This is a genomic window from Arsukibacterium ikkense, assembly GCF_000987775.1.
In the GTDB taxonomy this organism is placed as follows: domain Bacteria; phylum Pseudomonadota; class Gammaproteobacteria; order Enterobacterales; family Alteromonadaceae; genus Alishewanella; species Alishewanella ikkense.
The window spans coordinates 219,437-244,477 of the sequence record NZ_LAHO01000003.1 but is presented as its reverse complement, the minus strand read 5'-3'; the positions used below and the strand labels follow the sequence as shown (position 1 = coordinate 244,477).

26 protein-coding genes are annotated in these 25,041 nt (G+C 48.6%); 21 read left to right on the top strand and 5 right to left on the bottom strand.

The window, feature by feature from the left end:
• Positions 1-12: 12 nt before the first annotated feature.
• The 3 genes from WG68_RS04780 (at position 13) to WG68_RS04770 (ending at position 2,301) form a co-directional block, all read left to right on the top strand.
• A complete protein-coding gene (locus WG68_RS04780; protein ID WP_046556501.1) occupies positions 13-762 on the top strand; it encodes an electron transfer flavoprotein subunit beta/FixA family protein in 750 nt (249 codons plus the stop codon).
• On the top strand, positions 762-1,688 hold the full coding sequence (locus tag WG68_RS04775) for an electron transfer flavoprotein subunit alpha/FixB family protein (RefSeq protein ID WP_046556500.1): 927 nt from the start codon (positions 762-764) through the stop codon (positions 1,686-1,688). The genes WG68_RS04780 and WG68_RS04775 overlap by 1 nt, the downstream gene beginning before the upstream one ends.
• A 115-nt stretch (positions 1,689-1,803) precedes the next feature.
• Entirely contained in the window at positions 1,804-2,301 is a 498-nt protein-coding gene (locus WG68_RS04770) for a GNAT family N-acetyltransferase (RefSeq protein ID WP_046556499.1), read from the top strand.
• 51 nt (positions 2,302-2,352) lie between these two features.
• Here the strand turns inward: WG68_RS04770 and fur are convergent, their stop codons facing one another.
• Positions 2,353-2,793, bottom strand: a complete 441-nt coding sequence (gene fur, locus WG68_RS04765; RefSeq protein ID WP_046556498.1) for a ferric iron uptake transcriptional regulator — start codon at positions 2,791-2,793, stop codon at positions 2,353-2,355.
• 156 nt (positions 2,794-2,949) lie between these two features.
• Here fur and WG68_RS04760 point away from each other — a divergent pair, with 156 nt between their 5' ends.
• The gene (locus WG68_RS04760; RefSeq protein ID WP_046556497.1) at positions 2,950-3,417 is read left to right on the top strand and encodes a DUF4442 domain-containing protein; all 468 of its coding nucleotides are present in this window, start codon (positions 2,950-2,952) and stop codon (positions 3,415-3,417) included.
• Between the two features lie 45 nt (positions 3,418-3,462).
• On the opposite strand, the gene fldA is transcribed toward WG68_RS04760, so the two are convergent.
• From fldA to WG68_RS04740, 4 genes are read right to left on the bottom strand one after another with little or no spacing between them, the layout of a single operon-like run.
• Positions 3,463-3,993 carry a flavodoxin FldA gene (gene fldA, locus WG68_RS04755; protein ID WP_046556496.1) on the bottom strand — a complete coding sequence of 177 codons (531 nt, stop codon included), beginning with the start codon at positions 3,991-3,993 and terminating at the stop codon, positions 3,463-3,465.
• Between the two features lie 14 nt (positions 3,994-4,007).
• Entirely contained in the window at positions 4,008-4,280 is a 273-nt protein-coding gene (ybfE, locus tag WG68_RS04750) for a LexA regulated protein (RefSeq protein ID WP_046556495.1), read from the bottom strand.
• Positions 4,281-4,294: 14 nt separating this feature from the next.
• A complete protein-coding gene (locus WG68_RS04745) occupies positions 4,295-4,492 on the bottom strand; it encodes a DUF2788 domain-containing protein (protein ID WP_046556494.1) in 198 nt (65 codons plus the stop codon).
• Positions 4,493-4,541: 49 nt separating this feature from the next.
• Entirely contained in the window at positions 4,542-5,318 is a 777-nt protein-coding gene (locus WG68_RS04740; RefSeq protein WP_046556634.1) for an alpha/beta fold hydrolase, read from the bottom strand.
• Between the two features lie 107 nt (positions 5,319-5,425).
• On the opposite strand from WG68_RS04740, the gene seqA reads away from it, so the two are divergent.
• The 17 genes from seqA (at position 5,426) to proQ (ending at position 25,037) form a co-directional block, all read left to right on the top strand.
• On the top strand, positions 5,426-5,965 hold the full coding sequence (gene seqA / locus WG68_RS04735) for a replication initiation negative regulator SeqA (RefSeq protein ID WP_046556493.1): 540 nt from the start codon (positions 5,426-5,428) through the stop codon (positions 5,963-5,965).
• 9 nt (positions 5,966-5,974) lie between these two features.
• Positions 5,975-7,624 carry a phosphoglucomutase (alpha-D-glucose-1,6-bisphosphate-dependent) gene (pgm, locus tag WG68_RS04730; RefSeq protein ID WP_046556492.1) on the top strand — a complete coding sequence of 550 codons (1,650 nt, stop codon included), beginning with the start codon at positions 5,975-5,977 and terminating at the stop codon, positions 7,622-7,624.
• A gap of 164 nt (positions 7,625-7,788) precedes the next feature.
• Complete coding sequence (locus WG68_RS04725) at positions 7,789-10,263, top strand: glycogen/starch/alpha-glucan phosphorylase (RefSeq protein WP_046556491.1); 2,475 nt, start codon at positions 7,789-7,791, stop codon at positions 10,261-10,263.
• Between the two features lie 134 nt (positions 10,264-10,397).
• Complete coding sequence (locus WG68_RS04720) at positions 10,398-11,366, top strand: TIGR02285 family protein (protein ID WP_052748966.1); 969 nt, start codon at positions 10,398-10,400, stop codon at positions 11,364-11,366.
• Positions 11,367-11,389: 23 nt separating this feature from the next.
• Positions 11,390-12,196: an SAM-dependent methyltransferase gene (locus tag WG68_RS04715; RefSeq protein WP_235357671.1), complete on the top strand. Its 807-nt coding sequence runs from the start codon at positions 11,390-11,392 to the stop codon at positions 12,194-12,196.
• Positions 12,183-12,773, top strand: coding sequence for a GNAT family N-acetyltransferase (locus WG68_RS04710; RefSeq protein ID WP_161796351.1), 591 nt, complete (start codon positions 12,183-12,185; stop codon positions 12,771-12,773). The genes WG68_RS04715 and WG68_RS04710 overlap by 14 nt, the downstream gene beginning before the upstream one ends.
• Positions 12,770-13,069: a hypothetical protein gene (locus WG68_RS04705; protein ID WP_046556488.1), complete on the top strand. Its 300-nt coding sequence runs from the start codon at positions 12,770-12,772 to the stop codon at positions 13,067-13,069. The genes WG68_RS04710 and WG68_RS04705 overlap by 4 nt, the downstream gene beginning before the upstream one ends.
• A 33-nt stretch (positions 13,070-13,102) precedes the next feature.
• A complete protein-coding gene (locus WG68_RS19760) occupies positions 13,103-14,884 on the top strand; it encodes a GGDEF domain-containing protein (protein ID WP_200897537.1) in 1,782 nt (593 codons plus the stop codon).
• A 52-nt stretch (positions 14,885-14,936) separates the two neighbouring features.
• Positions 14,937-15,983: a succinylglutamate desuccinylase gene (gene astE / locus WG68_RS04695; protein WP_046556487.1), complete on the top strand. Its 1,047-nt coding sequence runs from the start codon at positions 14,937-14,939 to the stop codon at positions 15,981-15,983.
• 173 nt (positions 15,984-16,156) lie between these two features.
• Positions 16,157-17,341 (top strand): thiamine pyrophosphate-dependent dehydrogenase E1 component subunit alpha, encoded by a 1,185-nt coding sequence (locus WG68_RS04690; protein WP_046556486.1) that lies wholly within the window; start codon positions 16,157-16,159, stop codon positions 17,339-17,341.
• Positions 17,341-18,318 carry an alpha-ketoacid dehydrogenase subunit beta gene (locus tag WG68_RS04685; protein ID WP_046556485.1) on the top strand — a complete coding sequence of 326 codons (978 nt, stop codon included), beginning with the start codon at positions 17,341-17,343 and terminating at the stop codon, positions 18,316-18,318. The genes WG68_RS04690 and WG68_RS04685 overlap by 1 nt, the downstream gene beginning before the upstream one ends.
• 9 nt (positions 18,319-18,327) lie before the next feature.
• Positions 18,328-19,908, top strand: coding sequence for a dihydrolipoyllysine-residue acetyltransferase (locus tag WG68_RS04680; RefSeq protein WP_046556484.1), 1,581 nt, complete (start codon positions 18,328-18,330; stop codon positions 19,906-19,908).
• 91 nt (positions 19,909-19,999) lie between these two features.
• Complete coding sequence (locus tag WG68_RS04675; RefSeq protein WP_046556483.1) at positions 20,000-21,460, top strand: AAA family ATPase; 1,461 nt, start codon at positions 20,000-20,002, stop codon at positions 21,458-21,460.
• A 17-nt stretch (positions 21,461-21,477) separates the two neighbouring features.
• A complete protein-coding gene (locus WG68_RS04670; protein WP_046556631.1) occupies positions 21,478-23,340 on the top strand; it encodes a protein kinase domain-containing protein in 1,863 nt (620 codons plus the stop codon).
• A gap of 128 nt (positions 23,341-23,468) precedes the next feature.
• Complete coding sequence (locus WG68_RS04665; RefSeq protein ID WP_046556482.1) at positions 23,469-23,942, top strand: GAF domain-containing protein; 474 nt, start codon at positions 23,469-23,471, stop codon at positions 23,940-23,942.
• A complete protein-coding gene (locus WG68_RS04660) occupies positions 23,939-24,286 on the top strand; it encodes a hypothetical protein (protein WP_046556481.1) in 348 nt (115 codons plus the stop codon). Before WG68_RS04665 ends, WG68_RS04660 begins: the two co-directional genes overlap by 4 nt.
• Before the next feature lie 7 nt (positions 24,287-24,293).
• Positions 24,294-25,037, top strand: coding sequence for an RNA chaperone ProQ (gene proQ / locus WG68_RS04655; RefSeq protein ID WP_046556630.1), 744 nt, complete (start codon positions 24,294-24,296; stop codon positions 25,035-25,037).
• Positions 25,038-25,041: the final 4 nt, after the last annotated feature.

The window sequence follows — 25,041 nt, the reverse complement described above, 5'->3', positions numbered from 1 at the left end:
CAAGAGGATTATATGAAGATATTAGTTCCGGTAAAACGGGTTATCGATTACAACGTAAAAGTCCGGGTTAAAGCAGACCAAACCGGGGTTGATTTAGCCAATGTTAAAATGGCACTGAACCCGTTTTGTGAAATTGCGATAGAAGAAGCCGTCCGTCTGAAAGAAGCGGGTGTGGCCACCGAAGTAGTTGCGGTCTCTATTGGTGCTAAGGCGGTACAGGAGCAACTACGCACAGCATTGGCGTTAGGCGCGGATCGGGCTATTCATCTGGAAACAGAACTAAATCTGGATTCGTTACAAGTAGCAAAGCTGCTGGCAAAACTGGTAGCTGAAGAGCAGCCGCAACTGGTTATTCTGGGGAAGCAGGCGATTGATTCTGATAATAATCAAACCGGCCAGATGCTGGCTGCGTTAACCGGCATGGGCCAGGGCACGTTCGCCTCTAAAGTGACCGTTAACGGTGATAAGGTTCAGGTTACCCGGGAAATTGACGGCGGTTTGCAAACGGTTGAGTTAAGTCTGCCGGCAGTGGTATCTACTGATTTGCGGTTGAATGAGCCTCGTTATGCCTCATTACCAAATATTATGAAAGCCAAGAAAAAGCCGTTGGACGTTAAAGCCGCAGACAGCCTGGGCGTTGTGCTGGACTCTAAGGTCACTACATTACAAGTGACAGCACCGGCAAGCCGCCAGGCTGGTGTAATAGTAGCGTCAGTGGCAGAACTGGTTGAAAAATTAAAGCACGAAGCGAAGGTGATCTGATGACAATTTTAGTAATTGCAGAACATAGCAATAGCGCCCTGAAAGCCGACACCCATAAAGTGATGCAGGCTGCAGCTGCCATTGGTGGCGATATACACCTGTTGGTGGCAGGCGAGCATTGTGCCGATGCGGCAGCTGCTGGAGCAACAATTGCCGGGGTTAGTAAAGTATTAGTGGCAGATGCCAGTGCTTATGGCCATCAATTGGCAGAGAACGTGGCAGCACTGGTTGCTGAAATCGGTAAGAGTTACAGTCATATTCTGGCGGCAGCCACCACTACCGGTAAAAATATGTTACCGCGGGTAGCGGCGCTGTTAGATGTGGCGCAGGTATCCGATGTCATTGCCATTAACAGCGCCGATACCTTTGTACGGCCAGTGTATGCTGGTAATGCTATTGCTACCGTACAGTCGGCCGATGCCATTAAGGTATTAACGGTGCGCGGTTCAGCTTTTGCTGCAGCCGCAGAGGGTAACAATGCCCCGATAGAACAGCTGGATATTGTCAAAGATTTACAGGTATCGCGCTTTATTGGTGAAGAGCTGACTAAATCAGCCCGGCCAGAGCTTACTGCCGCTAAAGTGATCATCTCTGGTGGCCGGGGCATGCAAAACGGTGAAAATTTTGCGCTGCTAAACGGTATTGCGGACAAGCTAAATGCCGCTATTGGTGCATCACGGGCTGCGGTAGATGCCGGTTTTGTGCCGAACGATATGCAGGTAGGCCAAACCGGTAAAATTGTAGCGCCTGACTTGTATATCGCCGTTGGTATTTCCGGCGCTATCCAGCATTTAGCCGGCATGAAGGATTCAAAAGTGATAGTGGCCATTAATAAAGATGCTGAAGCGCCGATCTTTCAGGTGGCCGACTATGGTTTAGTGGCAGATTTATTTACGGTACTGCCAGAGCTCGAACAGCAGCTCTGACCCGGGCAAGTGCCGCTAAAAAGCCAGCATTTTGCTGGCTTTTTGCATTTTAACGCTTGTTACCAGCACGAATTCCGAATTAAGATAATCTAACCAACTTGCCAAGGACGCGACTATGCCCGTAATGATACGCCATGCTGAACCTGTTGATATTGAAGCAATAAAAGCAATCTACGATCAGCCCACTGTTTATGCGAATACCCTGCAGTTACCCTATCAGCCGGTCGCAAGCTGGCAGAAGCTATATAATGCGGGCGCCGGTTTTTATAATCTGGTAGCTGAAGTGGAGGGCAAGGTAGTCGGGCAGCTCGGTTTACAGGTTTGTCAGAACCCGCGGCGGCGGCATGTTGCTGAACTGGGCATGGGGGTACTGGAGGAATATCAGGGCCAGGGGATAGGCTCGGCATTACTGCGCTCAGCACTTGAGATGGCCGATAACTGGCTGAATATCAGACGGATGGAGCTGACTGTATACAGTAACAATGAGGTAGCCGTAGCCTTGTACGAGCGCTTTGGTTTTGAAGTGGAAGCTGAATTGGCCGATTTTGCTTTTCAGTATGGCAACTACGTTAGCGCCTTATGTATGGCGCGGATCAATACCGGCATAAAATAGTATGTTGCTCAGATAACAACGGCAGCCCAAGGTGCCGTTGTTATCTCACATTTAATGGGCGTCAGCGTTTTTCTGGCATTGCTCAGTATCGGTACATTCACCGTACAAATATAAGCTGTGATGAGTTAGTTTAATGCCGTTCTTATCGGCTATCTCCAGTTGTTTAGCTTCAATAATTTCATCTTCAAACTCAATAACCTTGCCGCACTTTAAACACACCAGATGATCATGATGACTATTACCGGTCAGTTCAAATACCGATTTACCACCTTCAAAATGGTGCCGGGTTAAGATCCCTGCGTCGTCAAACTGGTTCAGCACCCGGTATACGGTGGCCAGGCCGATATCTTCACCCAGTTCGAGCAGTATTTTATACACATCTTCAGCACTGATATGCTGGTGATTCGGATCTTGTAAAATTTCAAGAATTTTCACCCGCGGCAGGGTAACTTTAAGGCCGGCCTTACGTAGCTCAGTATTTTGATCTGACATAAAAAAACTCTGACTTGCTGGTGGATTTGCCTCGATTATAAAGACATTAGACCAATATTGAAATGGCCGATTGCAGCTGAATTGCCTTTGCAGCACTTGTGCTTTCAGTTTGCAGCGGTAGAATAGCCGTTTTAACAGGTCCTACCAGGTGGGGTTATGCGTTGGGCGTTTAAACCGCAAGTCATGCGTAAGTTACTTAATTTCTGGCCACCGTTTTTTTTCAGTGGTATTAAAGTTGCTGCCTTAGCAGACGATTATCGCTATGCCAGAGTAGAACTGAAAAACCGGCCCTGGACTAAAAACATCAATAGCAGCCAGTTTGGCGGTTCAATGTTTGCGATGACTGACCCTATATATCCGCTGTTGTTGATGGGGGCATTGGGTAAAGAATATATAGTGTGGGATAAACAAGCCGACATTGACTATATTACGCCCGGGCTAGGTAAGTTAACGGCAGAGTTCCTGTTAACGGACGAAGCAGTAGAGGATATCAAGATCAACACCGCTGAAGGGCACAAGTATTTTCCCCAGTTTCTGGTGCATGTTAAAGATGCGGATAACAATATTGTCTGTGAAGTGAATCGCACTGTGTATATTCGCAAAAAGCCGAAATACCGGCAATAAAAAAGAGGCCTTAAGCCTCTTTTTACTGTCGTTGCCAAGCGTTACTTACAGGTTAGCAAATTCCTGCAGGCTCATTTCTGCATACACCTGCTTACACCATTGCTTTACCCGTTGCTCGGTCAACTCTGGCTGGCGATCTTCATCCACACCCAAACCAACAAAGTGCTTGTCGTCAGCTAAGGCTTTAGAGGCAACAAAGTTATACCCCGCGGTAGGCCAGTGGCCGACAATAATGGCACCTTTGGGTTCAATGATATCGCGCAGGGTGCCCATGGCATCCAGAAAATACTCGGCATAATCTTCCTGATCACCACAACCAAATATTGCGACCAGTTTATTATTAAAGTCGATACCTTCCAGTTCCGGGAAAAAATCATCCCAGTCGCACTGTGCTTCACCGTAATACCAGGTTGGGATCCCGAGTAATAATAAATCGAAGCCGGCAATGTCTTCTTTGCTACTTTTCGCAATATCGCGGATCTCAACCAGGTTTTTGCCCAGCTCTTTTTGGATCATTTTCGCGATATGCTCTGTGTTGCCGGTATCACTACCGAAAAAAATTCCTACAGTTGCCATGGTTACTTGCCTTCTTACCTGGATAAAGCTTGCTCTAAAAGCTGTTCAATTAAGTTACTGCGTGTGGTGTTAGCCTGGGCGGCCGCCTGGCTCAATGCCTCGTATAGCTGGCCAGACACTTTACACTCAATACGCTTTAACCCGTTGTTGCGATCGCGTTTAATTTGGTTGCGTTTATTTAATTTAAGCTGTTCTTCACGCGGCAGCGGGTTGGTTTTAGGCCGGCCCGGGCGTTTGTCAGCAGCAAACAAATCAATGGTGGTGCGATCAGTGGCGATTTTGGCCATTAATCTCAACCCTGTTATTCAAGAAAAAACTGCACAACGGTTTTAATCACAAAAACCAGTGGTGACAGAAATAACACTAACCAGACAAAAAACCGGCCAATTCTCGGTGCCTGGCTTTTCTTCAGCACATCATTAATCGCCAGCACAATAAAAATGTAAAGTGCGGCTAGACCCAGCCATAACCCTATGGTTTCAAATTGTGCAACGGTCATTTGTTCTGGCCATACCTGAAAAATTGCGCGCACTATAGCATAAAAATTACTAAATTTTAGTGTGCTGGCTCAATAAAAAGTCCCGTACTAATTTGACGAAAGCCGCCGGTTTTTCGGCATGTAACCAGTGACCTGCACCATTAATGATTTTTGCCTGAGCTGCAGGAAAATAACGCATTATCTGTGGCCGATGCTCCGGCAAAATATAGTCAGAGTCAGCACCTTTAATAAACAACACCGGCCCGGGGTATACGCCATCGGCAGCTGGGGCGCTTACCAATTCGTCATAGCATTGTGCCAGCACCTCTAAATTAAATTTCCAGCGAAAGCCATGCTCGGTTTTCTCCAGACTTTTTAGCAGAAACTGGCGCACTCCGGGCTCTGCTATATGCTCTGCCATTTGCTTGTCAGCATCACCGCGGCTGGTAATGGCATTTAAGGTTACGGCATTTAAACCGGCAAATACCTGCTGGTGGCGCCTGCTGTAGCTAACCGGAGCAATATCGGCAACAATAAGCGCGCTCACTTTAGCCGGATAGGCCAACGCAAACGCCATGGCCAGTTTACCGCCCATTGAATGGCCCAATAGTGCACATTGGGCAATCCCAAGCTTATCCAGGGTAGAGTGTAAATCAGCCACCATGCTGTGATAATCCATGGTATCGCTATGCGGCGACTGGCCGTGATTCGGTAAGTCGATACTGATAATCTGCCATTGGTCTGCCAATGCTCGGGCTATGCCGGCTAAATTTTCATAACTGCCGAATAAACCATGCAGCAACACCAAAGGTTGGCCACAGCCGGTACTATGGGTATGTAGGAACATTGCTAACTCACTGAAAATGTTAAGAGCGTATTTTATCAAACTAAGCTGCTGGCGTCAGTGGCAAAGGCTTTATATAATGGGACAACTTTAAGTTGACGGAAAACCTTATGAAAACCATTGAAATAGAAGACGATTTATATCATTACATCGCCGCACAAACCCGCCAGATAGGTGAAAGTGCCTCTGATATTCTACGTCGTTTACTGCTGGGTGAGCAGCACTTAGTCCAAACTTCAGTGGTTAGCAGCGGTCAAGAGCCGGCGCAGCCAGCAAACAGCCCTGATACTGAACGGCCGCAAGCCAGCGGCCCTGGTACCGTATTTGATCTGGTCAGCCGTCAGGACCTGCAGGCTGAATCCAGTGTGGTAGGGCGTTTCTTGTATTTGTTGTCTGTATTGGCCCGCGTTCACAAAAAGCAATTTAATAAGGTACTGGAGATTAAAGGCCGAAATCGCCTGTATTTTGCTACCTCGGCCGAAGCGTTGTCGGAAGCAGGCAGCAGTACCAACCCGAAGCAAATTCCAAACACCGGCTTTTGGGTTATCACAAATTCTAATACCACCAGAAAAAAGATGATGCTTACCGAAACCGCCACAAAACTAGGTTATAGTGAACAGGACGCTGAGCGGATCCGCGATTTATTATAAGGAAAGACTATGGCTTTACATCCCCTGGCCGGGCAACAGGTACCTAATGATCGTATTCCCAATATCAGTCGCTTAATGACTGCCTATTATGTGCTGGAGCCAGATGTGCATCTGCATCCGGCGCATAAAGTCAGTTTTGGTACTTCAGGTCATCGGGGCAGTGCACTTAGCTGCTCATTTAATGAGCCACACGTGCTGGCGATATGCCAGGCTATCGCCGATTATCGCAAGGCGCAGGGCATTACCGGGCCATTATTTCTGGGCAAAGATACCCATGCCTTATCTGAGGCAGCTTTTGCCTCAGCGCTGGAAGTGCTGATCGCCAATAAAATTCAGGTGTGTATCCAAAAAGATTTAGGCTATACGCCAACGCCGGTTATTTCACATGCCATTCTTACCCAGAACCAGGGAGCCGATAGCAAACTGGCCGATGGCATTGTCATTACACCTTCACATAACCCGCCGGAAGATGGCGGTATCAAGTATAACCCACCCCATGGTGGGCCGGCTGATACTGAAGTCACCAACTGGATTGAGCAACGGTCAAACGAGTTGCTGGCAAAAGACTTAGAGGGCGTCAAAATGATGCCCTACAGTCTGGCTATTCAGTCAGGCTATTGTCAGCACATTGATTATATCCAGCATTATGTAGACGATTTAGTAAATGTGATTGATATGGCGGCAATTGCCAAAGCCGGTATTAAAATTGGCGTAGACCCTTTAGGCGGCTCGGGTATTGCTTTCTGGCCAAGAATTGCCGAGAAATATGGCCTGAACCTTACTGTCGTTAATGAAAAAGTAGACCCGGCATTTGCTTTTATGCCGCTGGATAAAGATGGCCAGATCCGGATGGACTGTTCATCAGCCTGTGCCATGGCCAATTTAATTCAGCTAAAAGATCAGTTTGATATAGCCATTGGCAATGACCCCGACTTTGACCGGCATGGTATTGTTACCCGCAGTGGCGGCTTAATGAACCCCAACCATTATCTGGCGGTAGCCATTAATTATTTATTATCTAACCGCCCAGACTGGCCAGCCAGTTTAGCCATAGGTAAAACCCTGGTATCCAGTGCGTTGATTGACCGGGTAGTGGCGGCGCGCGGGCGTACTCTGTGCGAAGTACCGGTTGGCTTTAAGTGGTTTGTTGACGGTTTGTATAACGCTACCCTGGCTTTTGGTGGCGAAGAGAGCGCCGGTGCCAGTTTTCTGCGTTTAAACGGCACGGTATGGTCAACCGATAAAGATGGCATTATTTTAGGCTTGTTAGCGGCAGAGATGCTGGCAAAAACCGGGGTCGATCCTTACCAGCAGTATCAGGCGCTGACCAAAGAGCTGGGCTCACCGCTGTACCGCCGGCTGGACGCCCCCGCGACAGCGGCACAAAAAGCGGCACTGAAATCACTGGATGTTGCCAGTGTCAGCCAGACTGAACTGGCGGGTGACCCTATACTGGCAGTACTAACCCAGGCGCCGGGTAATCAGGCCGATATTGGCGGGGTTAAAGTGGTAACCCGTAATGGCTGGTTCGCGGCCAGGCCATCGGGTACTGAAAACGCTTATAAAATTTATTTAGAGAGTTTTGTCGACCAACAACACTTACAACAGCTGGAAAATGACGCTAAAGCCTTTGTTGATAAGGTGTTCAGCGCAATTTAACCCTGGGTGGCTGGCAGCTTATTAATGTAATTAAATTACATAAGCTGCCTTTATTTTGCCAAATGAGCGAAATTAAGGTATTGTTTTCGTAATATTTCTACATTTAACAATAATATTAGCTGACGTAGCTTATTAATTGAGCTCAGTAAAATTCAGGATTGGCAATGAAGAAAGCAACATCACCCCAAGCCGCCGCAACCGGCGCAACAACCGAACAACTCAAGCAAAATATTATCAAGCATTTGCATTCAAGTCTGGGAACTGACGTTAATAAAGCCAGCAGCCAGGCCTGGTGGCGCGCAACCTGCGCGGCTGTCAATGAGCAGGTTTTTGATGGCTTGCGCAACACTCAGCGCACTCACTATCAGCAAGATACCCGCGCGTTACATTATTTCAGCCTTGAATACCTGATGGGCAGGTTGTTTAGTAACAATCTGCATAATTTGGGCCTGTTCGAGCAGGCGAAGCTGGCGTTGGCTGAACTGGGTATAAAGATTGCTGATTTAGAAGACCAGGAAGAGGACATGGCGTTGGGCAATGGCGGTCTTGGCCGGCTTGCCGCCTGTTTTATTGACTCGCTGGCTACCTTGAATTATCCGGCGGTTGGTTATGGTATTCATTACGAACATGGCTTGTTTAAGCAAAGCTTTCAGGATGGCCGTCAGATAGAGCGGCCTGACAGCTGGCGCGAATATGCCAACCCCTGGGAGATTTGCCGGCCAGAGTCGGTACAGGAGATTTCGGTTTACGGCTATGTTGAAACGGTGTACGACCTGCAAGGCTTAATGAAGAAAGTGTGGCACCCGGGCCGGATTATTAAAGGGGTACCCTGGGATATACCGGTAGTGGGGTATAACGGCAGTTCGGTTAACGTTCTGCGGTTATGGGAAAGCCGGGCCAGTGATTTTTTCAACTGGGACGTGTTTAACTCTGGCGGCTATATTGACGCTGCACGCGAGAATATTGAAGCTGAAACGATTTCTAAAGTACTGTACCCCAACGATGAAACCGATGCCGGTAAAGAACTGCGGCTTATTCAGCAATATTTTTTCTGCTCCTGTTCATTAAAAGATATTATTCGCCGTTACAAACGTGCCCATGGCGATGACTGGAGCAAGTTTCCGCAGCAAGTGGTTATTCAGTTAAATGATACCCACCCGGCAGTGGCGATTCCTGAGCTGATGCGTATTCTGGTCGACCGTGCCGATATGAACTGGGACGATGCCTGGGCCTTATGCCAGCAGGTATTTGCCTATACCAACCATACCTTACTGCCCGAAGCGCTGGAAAGATGGCCGGTTCGCTTGTTTGAGAAAGTACTGCCGCGCCACATTGAAATTATTTACGAAATTAACCGCCGTTTTCTGGCGGAGCAGGTTGATGTGCTTTGGCCTGGCGATCATGCCAAAAAACGCAAGCTGTCGATTATTGAAGAGGGCGATGAACCTATGGTTCGGATGGGCCACTTATCGGTAGTGGGTTCATTTAAAGTGAATGGCGTGGCTGAAATTCACTCTAAACTGGTGCAGTCTGACTTGTTCCCGGAGATGGTGGCGTTGTGGCCAGATAAATTTACTAACGTCACCAATGGGGTTACGCCACGGCGCTGGTTAAAAGCCTGTAATCCACGGTTATCCAAATTACTGGATGAAAAAGTGGGTACCGGCTGGCCGGTTAATCTTAAACTGCTGAGTAAATTGGCTGACTACGCTGATGATCCGCAGGTACAAGACAGCTTTATGGCCATTAAACAGCAAAATAAAGCAGATCTTGCCAAAGAAATTAAAAAACTTACCCGTATCGATATCGACCCAACCGCTATTTTCGATATCCAGATCAAACGTTTGCATGAGTATAAACGCCAGCATCTGAATTTGCTGCATATTCTGGCGCTGTATCGTCGTATCTTGCAAAACCCGGATTACGATATGGTACCGCGGGTATTTATATTTGGGGCCAAGGCGGCGCCGGGCTACAAACTGGCGAAAGAGATTATTTATGCAATTAATAAAATCGCTGACAAAATAAATAACGATAAGCGGGTAAAAAACCGGCTCAAAGTGGTGTTTATGCCGAACTACCGGGTAACGCTGGCCGAAAAACTGATCCCGGCAGCCGATGTCTCGGAGCAAATCTCTACCGCCGGTAAAGAAGCGTCCGGTACCGGCAATATGAAGCTGGCATTGAACGGTGCGGTAACAGTGGGCACGCTGGATGGCGCTAACATTGAAATTGCCGAGGAAGTGGGCAGCGACAACATTGCCATCTTTGGTTTAACGGTCGATGAAGTAAAAGCCCTGCATGCCAGCGGCTACCATAGCCACGAGTATTATCACAATAATCCGGAAATTAAAGCCGTGCTCGACTGGCTGGAAACTGATTATTTTACGCCAGGCAAGCCGGGTGAGCTCTCTGCCATTAAGCATAGCTTACTGGAAGGCGGTGATCCCTATCTGGTGCTGGCCGATTTTGAATCCTATGCCAAAGCACAGCAGCTGATAGACAGCTGGTATCGCGATAAAGCCGGCTGGGCCAAAAAAGCCATACTGAATACTGCGTTAGTGGGTAAATTTACCTCTGATCGTTCAATAGAAGACTATGTCAGTAAAGTATGGCAGTTAACGCCATGCAAAATTTAACGCGGCTTAAGCCAGCCTCTCTGGCCAGGCAGTGCGGTCGGTAATCTGTAATAACCCATCTTCGGATGGGTTTTTTATGCGCTGAAATTGGCAATTGTACGTTTTGCTGGGTAAAGTAAAGCAAAGTTTGCCAGATGAGGTTGGATCAGGTGTTGGTATTCGTCAGAAAGTTAATGATGCATGTGCTGGTAATTTACGTTGTTGTGCTAGCCATTAATGTCGCCGCAGTAGCCAAACTAAATCCAGCCAATCAGGCAGCGTTAGCTCACACGGAGCAAGACAATCCAGATGCCGGGCGCATCAACTGGGCCATCAATGATGCACCGCCGTTTCATGTGTTGCACGGCGAATATCAGCGCCAGGGCGTATGTGATGTGTTAATAAAAGTGGTGCATCGTTATCTGCCAGAGTTACGGCCTCGTTACCTGGAGATGCCCCAGACCCGGATTTCTCAGGCGATGGACAATAAAGAGCCGGTTTGTTTTCCCTGTATGATATACCAACCTGAAGCTGCAAAAAGGGCCATTTATAGCCAGCCCACTCATCTGTATTATCCGCATCAGATCATCACTAACAACACCACCGCCAAAACCTTACGGGCGCTTTACGGCGAACCGATATCGTTAGATAAACTGCTGGACGACCCCCGTTTCCGGCTGGGTTACCCGGCAGGGCGGCGTTATGGCGTGCTGCAACCCTTGTTAAATGAACATGATCCTTATCTGGCGCGTTCTGGCCCGGATGGTGCTGTAGCTATATTAAATATGATTAGCTCTGGCCGGCTGGATTACACCATTGATTACCCAATGGTTGCTAACTACTTTCAGCAGTTGTATAACCGCAACATGGAAACACTGATAATCGCCGAAAATCAGCAGCCAGTGGCCGGCGCTATTGGTTGTGCCAACAATGCCTGGGGTAAACAGCAGATTGCAGCAATAAATCAGGTAATGCCAGACATTCGCCGTGACCCTGAGTTTTTAGAGGTGTTAAAATTGTGGCACAGTAGCAACAACAACCCAGCCAATGATGATTACGATTATTATAATGAGCAGGGCTTAAAAGCTTTTGACGCGATGGCCGGCAAAAAATCTGAAAATTAACACTTAATGCATTGGAGTAGCACTTGCAGCAACAGGGTAGTTTAGTCTGTGTCGGCACCGGCATGACATTGGGTTCGCATATCAGCCCGTTAAGCCGCAGTTATATTGAACAGGCCGACGTGGTGTTTTTACTGGTAGCCGATGGTATTACCGAACAGTGGTTACAGCAGATGAACGCTGATGTCCGCTCGTTGCAGCCATATTATCAAACCGGCGTATCACGGATGCTTAGCTATCAGCAGATGGTGGCGGCAATGCTGGCCGAAGTGCAGCTTAATAAGAAGGTGGTGGGCGCCTTTTACGGCCACCCCGGGGTATTTGCCTGGGTGCCGCATAACGCTATTGCTCAGGCTAAAGCCGAAGGCTTTGCCGCCCATATGGAACCGGGCATTTCAGCCGAAGATTGCCTGATAGCCGATTTAGGCATAGACCCGGGTACCTATGGTTGCCAGCATTTTGAAACCAGCCAGTTTATGTTTTACAAGCGCACTATTGACCCGGCCGCCTACCTGATTTTATGGCAGGTGGGGGTGGCGGGCGATCGCAGCCTGGCCAAACGCAGTACCGATGGCCGTTACCGGCAGTTACTGATAGAAGTTTTGGCCGAGCATTATCCGTTAAGCCACCAGGTTATTTTATATGAAGCGGTAACCTTGCCTATTCAACAACCACGGATCACCCAACTGGCGCTGGCTGAATTAGTTAGCGCAGAGCTGGATCCGAAAACCACCCTGGTGATCCCACCGGCCAGCAAAATGATAGTTAACCAGGCCATATTAGATAAGCTGGCCGCCTTGCAAGCTGATGATCAGAACAATGAGTCATGTTAATTGCCTCGGCCTTTGCTTTCAAAGCTCAACATTTAACGTACGCTTTCTTGCTGCTGCAGATAGCGCATTTTATCAGCAGCTCTACACCAGCCCGGCGCTGATGCGTTTTATTGGCGAGCCTTTAACACCCTTGCAGGCAGAGCATAGCTTCAGTAAAGCGTTGCAACAGAATCAGCGTGCCTTAATGGCGAGTGGGGCAACAGCCATGGTATTTTTCACCGTGGCATGCAACCGCACTAACCAGGCTTTAGGGTTAATGAGCGTACGCCTTGAATCTGTAGCAGCCAACAACCCGTTGTATCGGCAACCGTTGCTTGAACAGCGTTGTTTTGATGCAGAGGTTGGTATTATGTTACTACCTGAAGCGCAGCAAACGGGCCTGGCCCTGGCGGCGTTGGGTGGCTTATGTCAGAAATTACAAGCCACCGCTGGGCTCAATATCCTGAAATGCTTTACTGCAGAGGCAAATATCGCAGCAAAAAAGCTGGTTAGCCGTTTGGGCTTTGTGTATTGTAGCGAACATAAATGCTATCAATGGCGTAAAAATATAATTAAAATCACAGGGAGTTTAGCATGAATAATATACTGCAGCTTTTGCAAAAATTAGGTGAAGATGCGTCACTGCGCCACTTGCCTGCTACACAGTTAGAGCAAGTATTAAACCCGCTTGATTTCGATCCGGCAGTGAAACAGGCAATTGCTGTAAAAGATAACGAAAAACTGGCTAGCTTATTACTTACAGATAATAAAATAGTTTGTATGATATTTCCGGCAGAAGAACCGACGCCAAGCGATAAGCCTGCTGAAGAGCCCGTAAAACAACCGTCTGATACTCCTGAGCCTGCAGAACATGATATTAAAAAGGCTGGTTAAATCTGGTGTCAGGAAATAAAAGGACTTGATGACGTGAAGTCGTTACTGATTGCGACAGGGATAGTGTTGCTGCAGTTAGCTGGGGTTGAGCCGGTGAGGGCTGCCGATGATAAGATATCTCCGAGAATTTTTGAAACGTCAGCTTTGCAATTAACTGTGCGTCAGCAAATGGCTGAGATTGATCAAATCAGACTGGAAGATCAGCTTCGCTTTAAAACTGAATTAGCCAGAATAAGGCAACTACCGGTAACGCTGGCGGCCGACCAAGAATATCTGGCCTTGTTGACAGCATATGAACAAGCCTTGCAAGGTCAATATGACAAGGTGCTGCCAACCTTAACTCCACTACTTGATGTGTCAGCCAATTCTGAGTTTCTGATCCGGGCTCAGGTAATGGCCGTTAATGTGTTGCTGTTGTCGAATAACTATACGCTGGCGTTTACTTATCTTGAACAGTTGATAAACAGTATTCCGTCAATCCGTGACCCAGAGTTGTTAGCGCAAGTAATCGTTATAGTGATGTTCACCTATAACCAGCTAGAGAGATACGATCTTACACTCTTGTACAAACGTTATATCGATTTTTCTGCAATTTCTGCCAAGCTAGCCTGCCGGATCAGAGTTATTATCCTTGATGCCAAGTATCAACAAGCCAATGTTGTCGTCGGTTCTGACGAGGCTAACCAGCTGATTGATGAATGTATTGCTGTCAGAGAAGTAATTCCGGCCAATTTGGCCAGAAAAGAGCTGATGCGTGATCAGTTAGCCAGCAATGATAACAAGTCCGCGCTGGCTATTTATCTGCAGCATAAAGCTGAAATTGAACAAACCAGGTATCCGATCCTGATTTCGCAATTCGCTGCTCTGGCCGCTCAGGCGCACTTGTCGCTGGGGGAAATACAACAAGCTGAGTTACTGGCGGAGCAAGCACTCAGCGCCGCGCAATCCAGCCCGAATAATCCGGCGTTGGTAGAGGCTTATAATACCTTATATCAAATAGCAAAAATGCAGCAGAACTACCAGCAGGCACTTAATTATTTTGAGCTGATGCGCCAGACGGAAGGCGAGTTAAATGCGAACAAAGCCTCGCAGCAGGCCGCCTATCATATGGTGAAGTCGGAAATTGAATTAAAAAATCAACGGATTAGTTTGCTGGACAGAGATAACGAACTGCTGTTTTTACAACAAAGTATTTATCAGCAAGAAGCTAAAAACAGCCGCTTGTGGTTAATTCTGGCAACCTTAATCGGCTTTACCGCTTTGGTGCTGGCCTATCGCGGCCTGACCGGGCGCAGGCGCTTTAAGCTGATGGCCGAATATGATCAGCTAACAGGAATAAGTAACCGTTACCACTTTAATAACCAGGCCAGGCTGGCCATTAAGTCTTGCCGGGCCAGACAGGTGCCGGTGGCGGTTATTTTGTTCGACCTGGATCATTTTAAAACCATAAACGACCAGTTTGGCCATGCTACCGGCGATTGGGCGCTGCAGCAAATCGTGCAGGCCTGTAAGCAGTTTATGCGCTCGAACGACATTTTCGGCCGGATTGGCGGTGAAGAATTTGTTATTATGATGCCGGGCTGCGAGCTGGATAAAGCCACCTTACTGGCTGAGATTTGCCGTGATGCCATTGTCGGCATTGATTGCAACAGCAGCGAACATCAATTTAGCCTCAGTGCCAGTTTTGGAGTGAGTGGCAGCAATAGCAGCGGTTATGATGTTAAGCAGTTACTGGCCGACGCCGACAAGGCGATGTATCAGGCTAAAGCAAAAGGCCGTAATCAGGTTGTCGAATTTCAGCAAACGGTAAGCTGACAATCCGAGCTTGTCAGTCGTTACCGGCTTGCCATCGAATGGAGTAGTAAATATGGTGCAGCAGTTAATCGCCGCAGGTGATTTTCTTAAACTTACTTTAGCTAACCCGGATGGGCTGGCCCCGTTCAGTTTCAGCCTGGACAATGGCACTCAGGTGCAGGTTTGGGATAGCGGGGTAATTTGTTTTGAACCTGAGCAAGCCAGTAATGATGATCTGGTGTTGTCCTGCGGCATTCATGGCAACGAAACGGCGCCTATTGAAATTTGCGCGGCTATTGTGCAGGACATCCTGACAGCGCATTTAGTGCCTAAAGTAAGGCTGCTGGTGCTGTTTGGTAACCCGGCTGCCATTAATGCCGGTAGTCGGGAAATCACCGAAAACCTGAACCGGTTGTTTTCAGGCTATCACAGCAAAGGGGCGGGGTTAATTAATGCCGAACGGCACCGCGCCAAAGCGTTAGAGCAGTATGTCAGCCAGTTTTACCAGCAGTTACCCGTAACCAGTCTGGCAACGCGTAACCGTAGTTTGTATGATTTACATACGGCGATCCGGGGCTCGCGCTTTGAGAAATTTGCGGTATACCCGTACTTGCATGGCAAACCCTGGCAGCAGGCTGAATTTGTGTTTTTAGCCGCCTGTGATGTGAATACGGTGTTGCTGATGCAAACGCCGGCGACCACCTTTAGCTACTATGCGTCCCATAGCCATGGGGCCAACTCCTTTACTATTGAACTGGGCAAGGTTAAGCCGTTCGGCCAAAATGAGATGGCGCGCTTTGCCAAAGCAAACGACGCCTTGCGTGCTTTGATCAGGGCAGAGCCGGTTAAAGCCGCCCCTTTTGCCAGTAGTCAGTTCAATATATATCAGGTATACCGCTCAATTATCAAACAAACCCAGGATTTTAAATTGCACTTTGCCGACGATATTGAAAACTTTACCTGTTATCCGCCAGGAACTCTGTTGGCAACAGATGGTGATATTGAATATCGGGTAGAGCGGCAAGGTGAAGCGCTGATATTCCCGAACGCCAACGTCGCGATAGGGCAACGTGCTATGCTGATGGTGGTACCAACCACTGTTACCGATAATCTGGGGTAAAACGCCTGGTTTGCTGGAGTAACAGCGCTGACCGACAGTAAATATAACCTGACAGCTCAGCGGGCTGTCAGGTTTTTTTGTACCCGGGTACGGTTGCAATGCAGTTTACGTAAAGGTAAAGTTCCCGGCAAATAACGATAATCGACAGCGTGTCCACAACCCAAGAGATAGCTATGACAAACCCTAATAACGCCACCATCACCACGGTGCATACTGCAGCTTTTACTGCCGGTGATGCGTTAAAAATTCCTACTCTGCGCATTCTTAAAGACGATGGCAACCTGTATGACGGTGCCGACAAACCGACAGTGGATAAAGCCACTGCACTGAAAATGTATGACACCATGGTGTTTACCCGGGTGCTGGATGAGCGGATGCTGGCGGCACAACGCCAGGGCCGGATTAGCTTTTATATGCAATGTCTGGGTGAAGAAGCCACCACAGTGGGTAGCGCAGCGGCGTTGGATGAGCAAGACATGATTATGGCGCAGTACCGCGAACAAGGTGCGCTGCGTTATCGGGGCTTTAGCCTGGAACAGTTTATGAATCAGCTGTTCTCCAATGAAAAAGACTTGGGTAAAGGCCGGCAGATGCCGGTGCATTACGGCAGTAAAGATATTCACTATATGACGATTTCATCGCCACTGGGCACCCAAATTCCTCAGGCAAGCGGCTACGCCTATGCCCAGAAACTGCGTGGACTGAACAACACCACCATTTGTTACTTTGGTGAGGGCGCGGCATCAGAGGGCGATTTTCATGCTGGTTTAAATATGGCGGCGGTACATAAAGCGCCGGTGCTGTTTTTCTGTCGCAATAACGGCTATGCCATTTCAACTCCGGCCAATGAGCAATTTGTCGGTGATGGTATTGCCTGCCGGGCCGTCGGTTATGGCATGAAAGCGCTGCGGGTAGATGGTGCAGATATACTAGCGGTATATCAGGCCACCAAAATGGCCCGCGACTATGCGCTTGCACATAACGAGCCGGTATTAATTGAAGCCATGGCCTATCGTTTAGGCGCGCATTCGTCATCTGACGATCCCAGTGGTTATCGCTCAAAAGAAGAAGAAGAAATGTGGCGTAAAACAGACCCGATTTCCCGCTTTCGTTTATGGTTGGTGAAACAGGGCTGGCTGGATGAAGACGCCGATAAGGCAAAAATTGAAAAGCTGCGTACTGAAATTCTTGATGCCTTAAAAGTGGCTGAAAAAGTGGCTAAGCCTGGCATAGAACATTTAATTTCTGATGTATATCAACAGCCTATCCCGGCGTTGCAACAACAATTAGATGAATTAAAACAACATATCAGAAAATACCCGGATGCTTATCCGGTGACGTCGGGGAGACTGGATTAATGGCAAAAATGAATATGCTGCAAGCGATTAACAACGCGCTTGATTTAGCCATGGCTAAAGACGATACCGTAGTATGCTTTGGCGAAGACGTTGGCCATTTTGGCGGGGTATTTCGTGCCACCAGTAAATTACAGGAAAAGTACGGTAAAGCCCGCTGCTTTAACACGCCACTAACCGAGCAGGGTATAGCCGGTTTTGCCAATGGCATGGCCGCGCAGGGTATGAAGCCGGTGGCGGAAATTCAGTTTGCAGATTACATCTTTCCGGCGTTTGACCAAATCGTCAATGAAACAGCTAAGTTTCGTTACCGCTCAGGTAACGAGTTTAATGTGGGGGGGTTAGTATTTCGTAGCCCCTATGGTGGTGGTATTGCCGGTGGCCATTATCATAGCCAGTCACCAGAGGCCTATTTCGCCCACACCCCGGGTTTAAAAGTGGTGATCCCGCGTGACCCCTATCAGGCAAAAGGCTTGCTATTGGCGTCAATCGCCAGCCAGGATCCGGTGATCTTTTTTGAACCGAAAAAACTGTACCGGGCGTCAACAGGCGAAGTGCCGGAAGAGTATTACGAAATTGAGCTGGGTAAAGCCGAGGTGGTGCGTGAAGGTAAGGACGTTACGGTTTTAGCCTGGGGCGCCCAGATGGAAATCGTCGACAAAGCCGTGGCAATGGCGCAAGAGCAGGGCGTGTCATGCGAAGTTATTGATTTGCGAAGCATTCTGCCCTGGGATGCCGATACCGTAGCAGCGTCTGTAATGAAAACCGGCCGGCTGGTCATTAACCATGAAGCGCCATTAACCGGCGGCTTTGCCGGTGAAATTGCTGCTACTATGCAGAAAATGTGCTTTTTGCAGCTGGAAAGCCCGATTGAACGGGTTTGTGGTATGGATACACCTTATCCGCTGGCACTGGAAAAAGAATATGTTGCTGATCATCTTAAAACCTACGAAGCCATTATGCGCTCGGTTAATTTCTAAGGAGGCAGCATGAAACAGGATTTTATACTGCCGGATATCGGCGAAGGTATCGTTGAATGCGAAATCGTTGACTGGTTGGTGGCGGAAGGCGATAGCATTGTTGAAGATCAGCCGGTGTGTGATGTGATGACTGACAAAGCCCTGGTGCAAATTCCGGCGGTACATAACGGTGTGGTCAGCAAGTTGTATTACGCTAAAGGCGAAATTGCCAAAGTGCATGCACCGCTATTTGCCATGGAAATTGCTGACAGCCCGGTTAGCGCCGCTGAGCCAGCTAACGCCGCAGCAACCGGACCCAGCGTAAGTACTGTGAAAAACATGTGTGAACCGGCAAGCAGCACGGAAGACTTTATTTTACCGGATATTGGTGAAGGCATAGTGGAATGTGAAATTGTCGACTGGCTGGTGGCAGAAGGTGACAGCATTGTTGAAGACCAGCCGGTGTGTGATGTGATGACTGACAAAGCCCTGGTGCAAATTCCGGCGAAATATTCCGGGGTAGTCAGTAAGCTGTATTATGCCAAAGGTGAAATTGCCAAGGTGCACTCGCCATTGTTTGCGATGCAAATTGCCGGGCAGGCTGTCGCTGTTAATACCACAGCACCCGCTCAGCGCCCTGTGCCAGCCGAGCATGGTGCCAGCGAGCAGAGCGTCAGTCATGCCACGGCAAGTGCTGCCAGCGGTAAAGCACTGGCCAGCCCGGCAGTGCGTCGCCTGGCCCGGGAGCTTAATATTGACCTTGCCAAAGTAGCTGGGTCCGGCGAAAAAGGCCGGGTATATAAAGAAGATGTCAAAGCCTTTGCCAATGGCACTCAGCCGCAGACAAGCAGCCGCTTAGCTGCAGCACAGAGCAACGCATCGGCTAGCCAGTCAGCAGTAGCTAATGCTGATCGGGTTGAGCCGATTAAAGGCATTAAAGCTGCGATGGCCCGGCAAATGGCTGATTCAGTAGCCAGCATCCCGCATTTCACCTACTGTGAAGAAATTGATTTAACTGCGCTTATTGCACTGCGCTTGAGCCTGAAAGACAGCTATGCCAAACAAGGCGTTAAGTTAACCATGATGCCATTTTTTATGAAGGCGATGTCATTGGCAATCAAAGACTTCCCGGTGATGAATAGCCAGCCTAATGCTGATTGCACTGAGCTGCGCTACTTTAGTGAGCATAATATCGGCGTGGCGGTGGACTCGAAAGTAGGTTTGCTGGTGCCGAATGTAAAAGGCTGCCAGGCTAAATCGATTATTGATATTGCCCGTGAGCTCAGCCGCTTAACTGATTCTGCGCGCGAAGGGCGGGTTAGCCCGGTAGATCTGAAAGGCGGCACTATTACCATCTCTAATATTGGCGCTATAGGTGGCACGGTGGCCACGCCCATTATCAATAAGCCTGAAGTGGCGATAGTGGCGCTGGGTAAAGTACAAACATTGCCGCGTTTTAACGCCAAAGGTGAGGTGGAAGCCAGACAACTGATGCAGATCAGCTGGTCAGGTGATCATCGGATCATTGACGGTGGTACCATTGCCCGCTTCACCAATTTATGGAAGCAGTATCTGGAACAGCCATCAGCCATGCTGGTTAATATGATTTAAGCAGTTGGCAAGCTGCTGTGTTTCTGCTAAAAACCCACGATGCTAGTGGGTTTTTTTATAGCCGCAGCGATGGCTGATACAAGGAAGATACATGTACGAATTTGAAGATTTACGGGTATTGGTTCAGGCAAAAAGCCCGTTAATTATTATTGAAACTTACGAAGAGCTGCGGGCATTGGCGCTGATTAAACGCCTGGCCGTTAATTTAATGCGGCCGGTATTCCAGTGGACCATCACTGATGGTTTGCTGCGCACCGATCGGGAAAGTAGCCCGCAAGCCTTTAATACCGAGCCGGCGCAATTGCTGGCACAGATCAAAGGTACCCGCAGCCCCGGTATTTACGTGCTGTGTGATTTTCATCCATTTTTACATGAGCCACGCCATATCCGTTTTATCAAAGAAATTGCCCAGGCCCATGATAGCTTAGGCCATACCCTTATCTTGTTAAGCTACGCCTTAGATACCCCACCAGAGCTGGCGCGGTTAACTTATCGCTTTCAGTTGTCATTGCCAGGCGATCAGCAAATACGGCAGATGATCAGCGAAGCGGCTGATAAATATAGCAAGGAGCATGGTCAGCTGGTGGAGATGGCCGCGCCGGATGTCAGTGCCCTGGTACAGAATTTACGCGGTTTAACCTTCGATGAAGCAAAGCGGCTGGCCTATAAAGCAATAGTGGATGATGGCGCTATTACGCCCGCCGATATTCCCAGGATCAATCGCGCTAAATTTAACTTGTTACAAAGCGCCGGTACCTTAAGTCAGGTGTACGACACCCGGCAGCTGGATGATGTGATTGGCCTGAGCAATCTAAAACGCTGGCTGGCGCAGCGGCAACAGGCATTTATCAAAAACGGCCCGGACACGCCCAAAGGTCTACTGCTGACAGGGGTGCAGGGCACGGGTAAAAGTCTGGCCGCTAAAGCTATAGCCGGCGGCTGGGCATTGCCACTACTGCGGCTGGACATGGCGGCGCTGTATAATAAATACATTGGTGAGACTGAAAAAAATCTTAGCCAGGCGCTGGCACAGGCAGATGCGATGGCGCCCTGTGTGCTGTGGATAGATGAAATAGAAAAAGGGCTGGCTGGCGGCGATAACGACAATGGCGTGACCCGTCGACTGTTAGGCACCTTGCTAACCTGGATGGCTGAGCGGAAAACAGCAGTATTTATGGTGGCAACGGCAAATAATATTGATGAACTGGCGCCTGAGTTGTTACGCAAAGGCCGTTTCGATGAAATATTCTTTGTAGATTTACCCGATAACGAGCAAATTAAAGCCTTGCTGGCATTACATTTAACCCGGCGCGGCCTGACCCTGACTGACGCTGAGCTACAGCAATGTGTTGCGATGGCGCAAGGTTTTTCCGGCGCTGAACTGGAGCAGGCGGTGGTCAGTGCCACATATCGGGTGCACAGTGATGGCGAGGGGTTTAGTCTGAATCATTTAGTTTCAGAGCTGGCTGAAACGCAGCCGCTGTCGGTGGTGATGGCTGAGCGGGTGGCCAGTTTGCGCCAGTGGGCGCAGCAGCGCTGTGTTATAGCCTAGCAGCGGATAATAAGCTGATGCCTGATAAAGCCGATAAAAACCAGCTGCGTAATTTCTATATACCCGAAGAGCAATCGGTTTATTTACTTAACGCTAACGACGCTAAAAAATTAAAAGACTGGGTAGCGCTGTGTATTGAAGAACTAGAGAAACTGGGTTACCGGCAAATTGAGCTTATTGGCAAAGGCGCTTATGGTTTTGCTTTTGCCGGTTTTGGCCAGGACAACATATCTTATGTGTTTAAGTTTTCCCGGGTTAATTTAGCCCAGCATATCCAGGAGCGGCTGGCGGATGAGGCTTATATGCTGTCATTGGTTAAACACCCGGCTGTACCGCCTTTTATCACCTATCAGGTGATAAAAAAACAGGGTATTTTAATGATGGGCCGTGCGCCCGGCATAGACTTAGAACAATACAGTTTGCAAGTAGGGCGCTTGCCGGTGCGGTTGTTAATAGATATTGCCGTGCAACTGGCCGAGCTATTGCTTTTTTTGCGTCAGCCGCATCCCGCCAGCCAAAACTTACCCATCATTCATGGTGACATTAAACCCTCTAACCTGGTGTTTGACGAAGCTACTGGCAAAATCAGCTTAATTGACTGGGGCTCCAGTGTGCACGCGCAGCTGGACTGCCATGGCCAGTTTCTGGCCAATAATGTGATGCAATTAATGTCGGCGGATTTACAGCACTCTAATGCCAGAATGGGCGACGTGTATTTTATCGGGCCCGAGCAACGTGCAGGCGAGTTGTCCAGCCCGCGTTTTGATGAACAGGGGGTTGCCAGTACCTTGTATGCTTTGGCATCTGCCCAGTCATGCCGCTTTGGCCGGCTGGCTATTCCGGCGCGCAGCTTAGGTTTGCCGGTAGAGTTTGCCACGCTGCTAGATAGTATGCTGGCGGATGATCGCAGCTTACGCCAGCAGGCCGGTGATTATTTTATCAGCCGGATGCCGCAGCTTAGCAAGCTGGTGCTGCCTGCTATTCCGTTGCTGGCTGATACGCCGTTATTGCCGGTGTGGTGCAGTGAGCAGACACTGGAGCTTGATACGGTGGTGTACTCGTCTCGTAAATCATTTTTACGGGAGCATCAGGCAGATGCAGATTTACATTATGTTGATGACGTACAACTGGAGCGTTATTACAAAAACTATCTGGAGGGAATGGGCGATACCGAAAAAGCCTTTATTGCTGCGGTGGGTCGCCTGGCGCGTTATCCGGTGGTGGGCGGGCTGGCCATTCATTGGCAAGCCAGTGGGGTATACATTGATTCCAGTTTAAATTTATACAATGCCAGCTTAAAGGTGGCATTTAGTCACGCGGTTAACAATGTGGTTAATCTGGGGCGGGCTATTGGTAAATTAGGGGTTTTTAAGGCCTGCTTATTTGACGCCCGCAATACTATCCATATCAGCCGGGAAAGTACTACAGTGCCTTTTGAAGTGCCGGAACAGGCCAGGATCCACTACCAACTGGCAAGTGTGTTAAGCCAGGAAGATGCCAGTAAGCAGCATTCGTACTTTGAAGATGGTAAGGATCCTGATGAGCAGCTGGTATTGCCCGATGCCATTATGGATGATATCGCCCGCTTAAATCTGTTACGTCATACCGGCTGCATTATTTTTGAAGTGACACCACTGTATATGAAGGTACACAGCTATTACCGCTTGCTGGATAACGCCGTGGAAGCGCAGTTTGCCGGCTTGTTACAAAGCATTCTGCGTAAAGTGCCGCTGATCAGTGGTGAGGGGGTGGGTGGTTTTATGAAATTGCCCTACAAAGATACCCGGTTCTTCGAGCATCAACCGCAAACTGCTGCCTGCTATTACCCGGCAAATCCACGTCAGATGCTGCAACAGCGCCAGGCTTTGGATGATTTATAACCAGTTTTGTGCAGCCGCTTCAGAATTCATGCTGGTTGAGGCAGTGTTTCACACTAAAAAGGTTTAAATTAACCGGCAAACCAAGTAATGTAGTGTCTTTGATACTTTTAACCAGAAACCGCGAATTGATGTCTAGCGAAAAGAACGCTCAATATAGCTTGCTGTTAGCGCAAGCCCAGGCTCTTATAGCCGATGAACCTGATGTAATCGCCAATATGGCAAACCTTAGTGCGCTGTTATTTAACAGCCTGCCTGATTTAAATTGGGCAGGTTTTTATATTATGCGCGACGGTGAGTTAGTATTGGGGCCTTTTCAGGGCCAGGTGGCCTGTGTCAGGATCCCGGTAGGAAAAGGGGTTTGTGGTACGGCGGTTGCCACCGGTGAGGTGCAGTTGGTTGAAGATGTTCATCAGTTCGAGGGCCATATAGCCTGTGATGCCGCCAGTAATTCTGAGATAGTGTTGCCACTGCATAGCAATGGCCAGGTTGTTGCAGTACTGGATATTGACAGCCCTAAACTAGCGCGTTTTGACAATATTGATCAGCAGTACTTAACTCAGTTAGCAGAACTGTTTGCTCCACGGCTCAGCGGCTTAGTATGAAAGACCAGCTAACGGTGCAGGATTACCTGTTAAATCTGTCTGAGGTTGGTGACTGGGATGGTGAAGAAGAACTGGTGGCTGACCGCATAAATACCATTATTCATGTGGTGTGGGATGCTTTACCAGACGAGCTGGCAACGGCACAGATTGAACAATTAATGCCACAACTCTGGCAACAATTAGGTGCTGACACCGTATTGCTTGATGTGGATGAAGATGAATTAATCGGTTGGGCGTTAACATTTATGCGCCAACAAATTGAATTGGGCATTGACGATGCTGAGCAAGCTGCAGCGGCAGAATCAGAATCAGCAGACATTGATGTAGATGATGAAGAAGAGTGAAACCTTAATGACAACCTCCACTGAAGCTGTAAACACACCACCAAGCATGACCACAGAAGCGGCAACAACCGATAGCCCGGCAGACGTAAGCAAGTTAGCGAACGTCAAGGAAGTATTGGCGTATCTGGCTGAAAAATTCCCACTTTGTTTCAGTGTCAAAGGTGAAGCTAAGCCACTTAAAATTGGTATTTTCCAAGATCTCGCTGTGCAGTTGGAGCAGGATAATCTGGTGAGTAAAACCCAGCTGCGTCAGGCGCTGCGGGTGTATACCTCGAGCTGGCGTTATCTGGAAGCAATCCAGGTAGGTGTTGCGCGCGTAAACTTACAAGGTGAAGCCGGCGAGCAGATTGACCAACAGCAGGCAGATCACGCACTTAACACCTTAACTGACAGTAAGCAAAAAGCGGCTGAGCTGCGCAAAGCGCGTATTGCTGAGCAAAAAGCCAAAGCGAAACCGGCAGCAGAAAAACCTGTTTTCAAAAAAAAGCCGAACAAAACGGCAAATAGCAGCTCTAACAGCACTACGTTAAGCAGTAAAGCTGTGGCAAAGCCGATTACTCCGGCTGTGGTAGCGCCTGTGTTGCAGGCTGTTGCCACTGAGCAGCTTAAAGCGGGTAGCTCGGTACTGGTTAAATTAGGCCAGTCACCGATGACAGCAACTGTGCTGGAAGTCAGTAAGGACGATGTCACCGTGCAACTGGCGTCTGGTATGGTGGTAAAAACTCGTCGGGAAAGTTTGTTTCAGGCCTGACCAA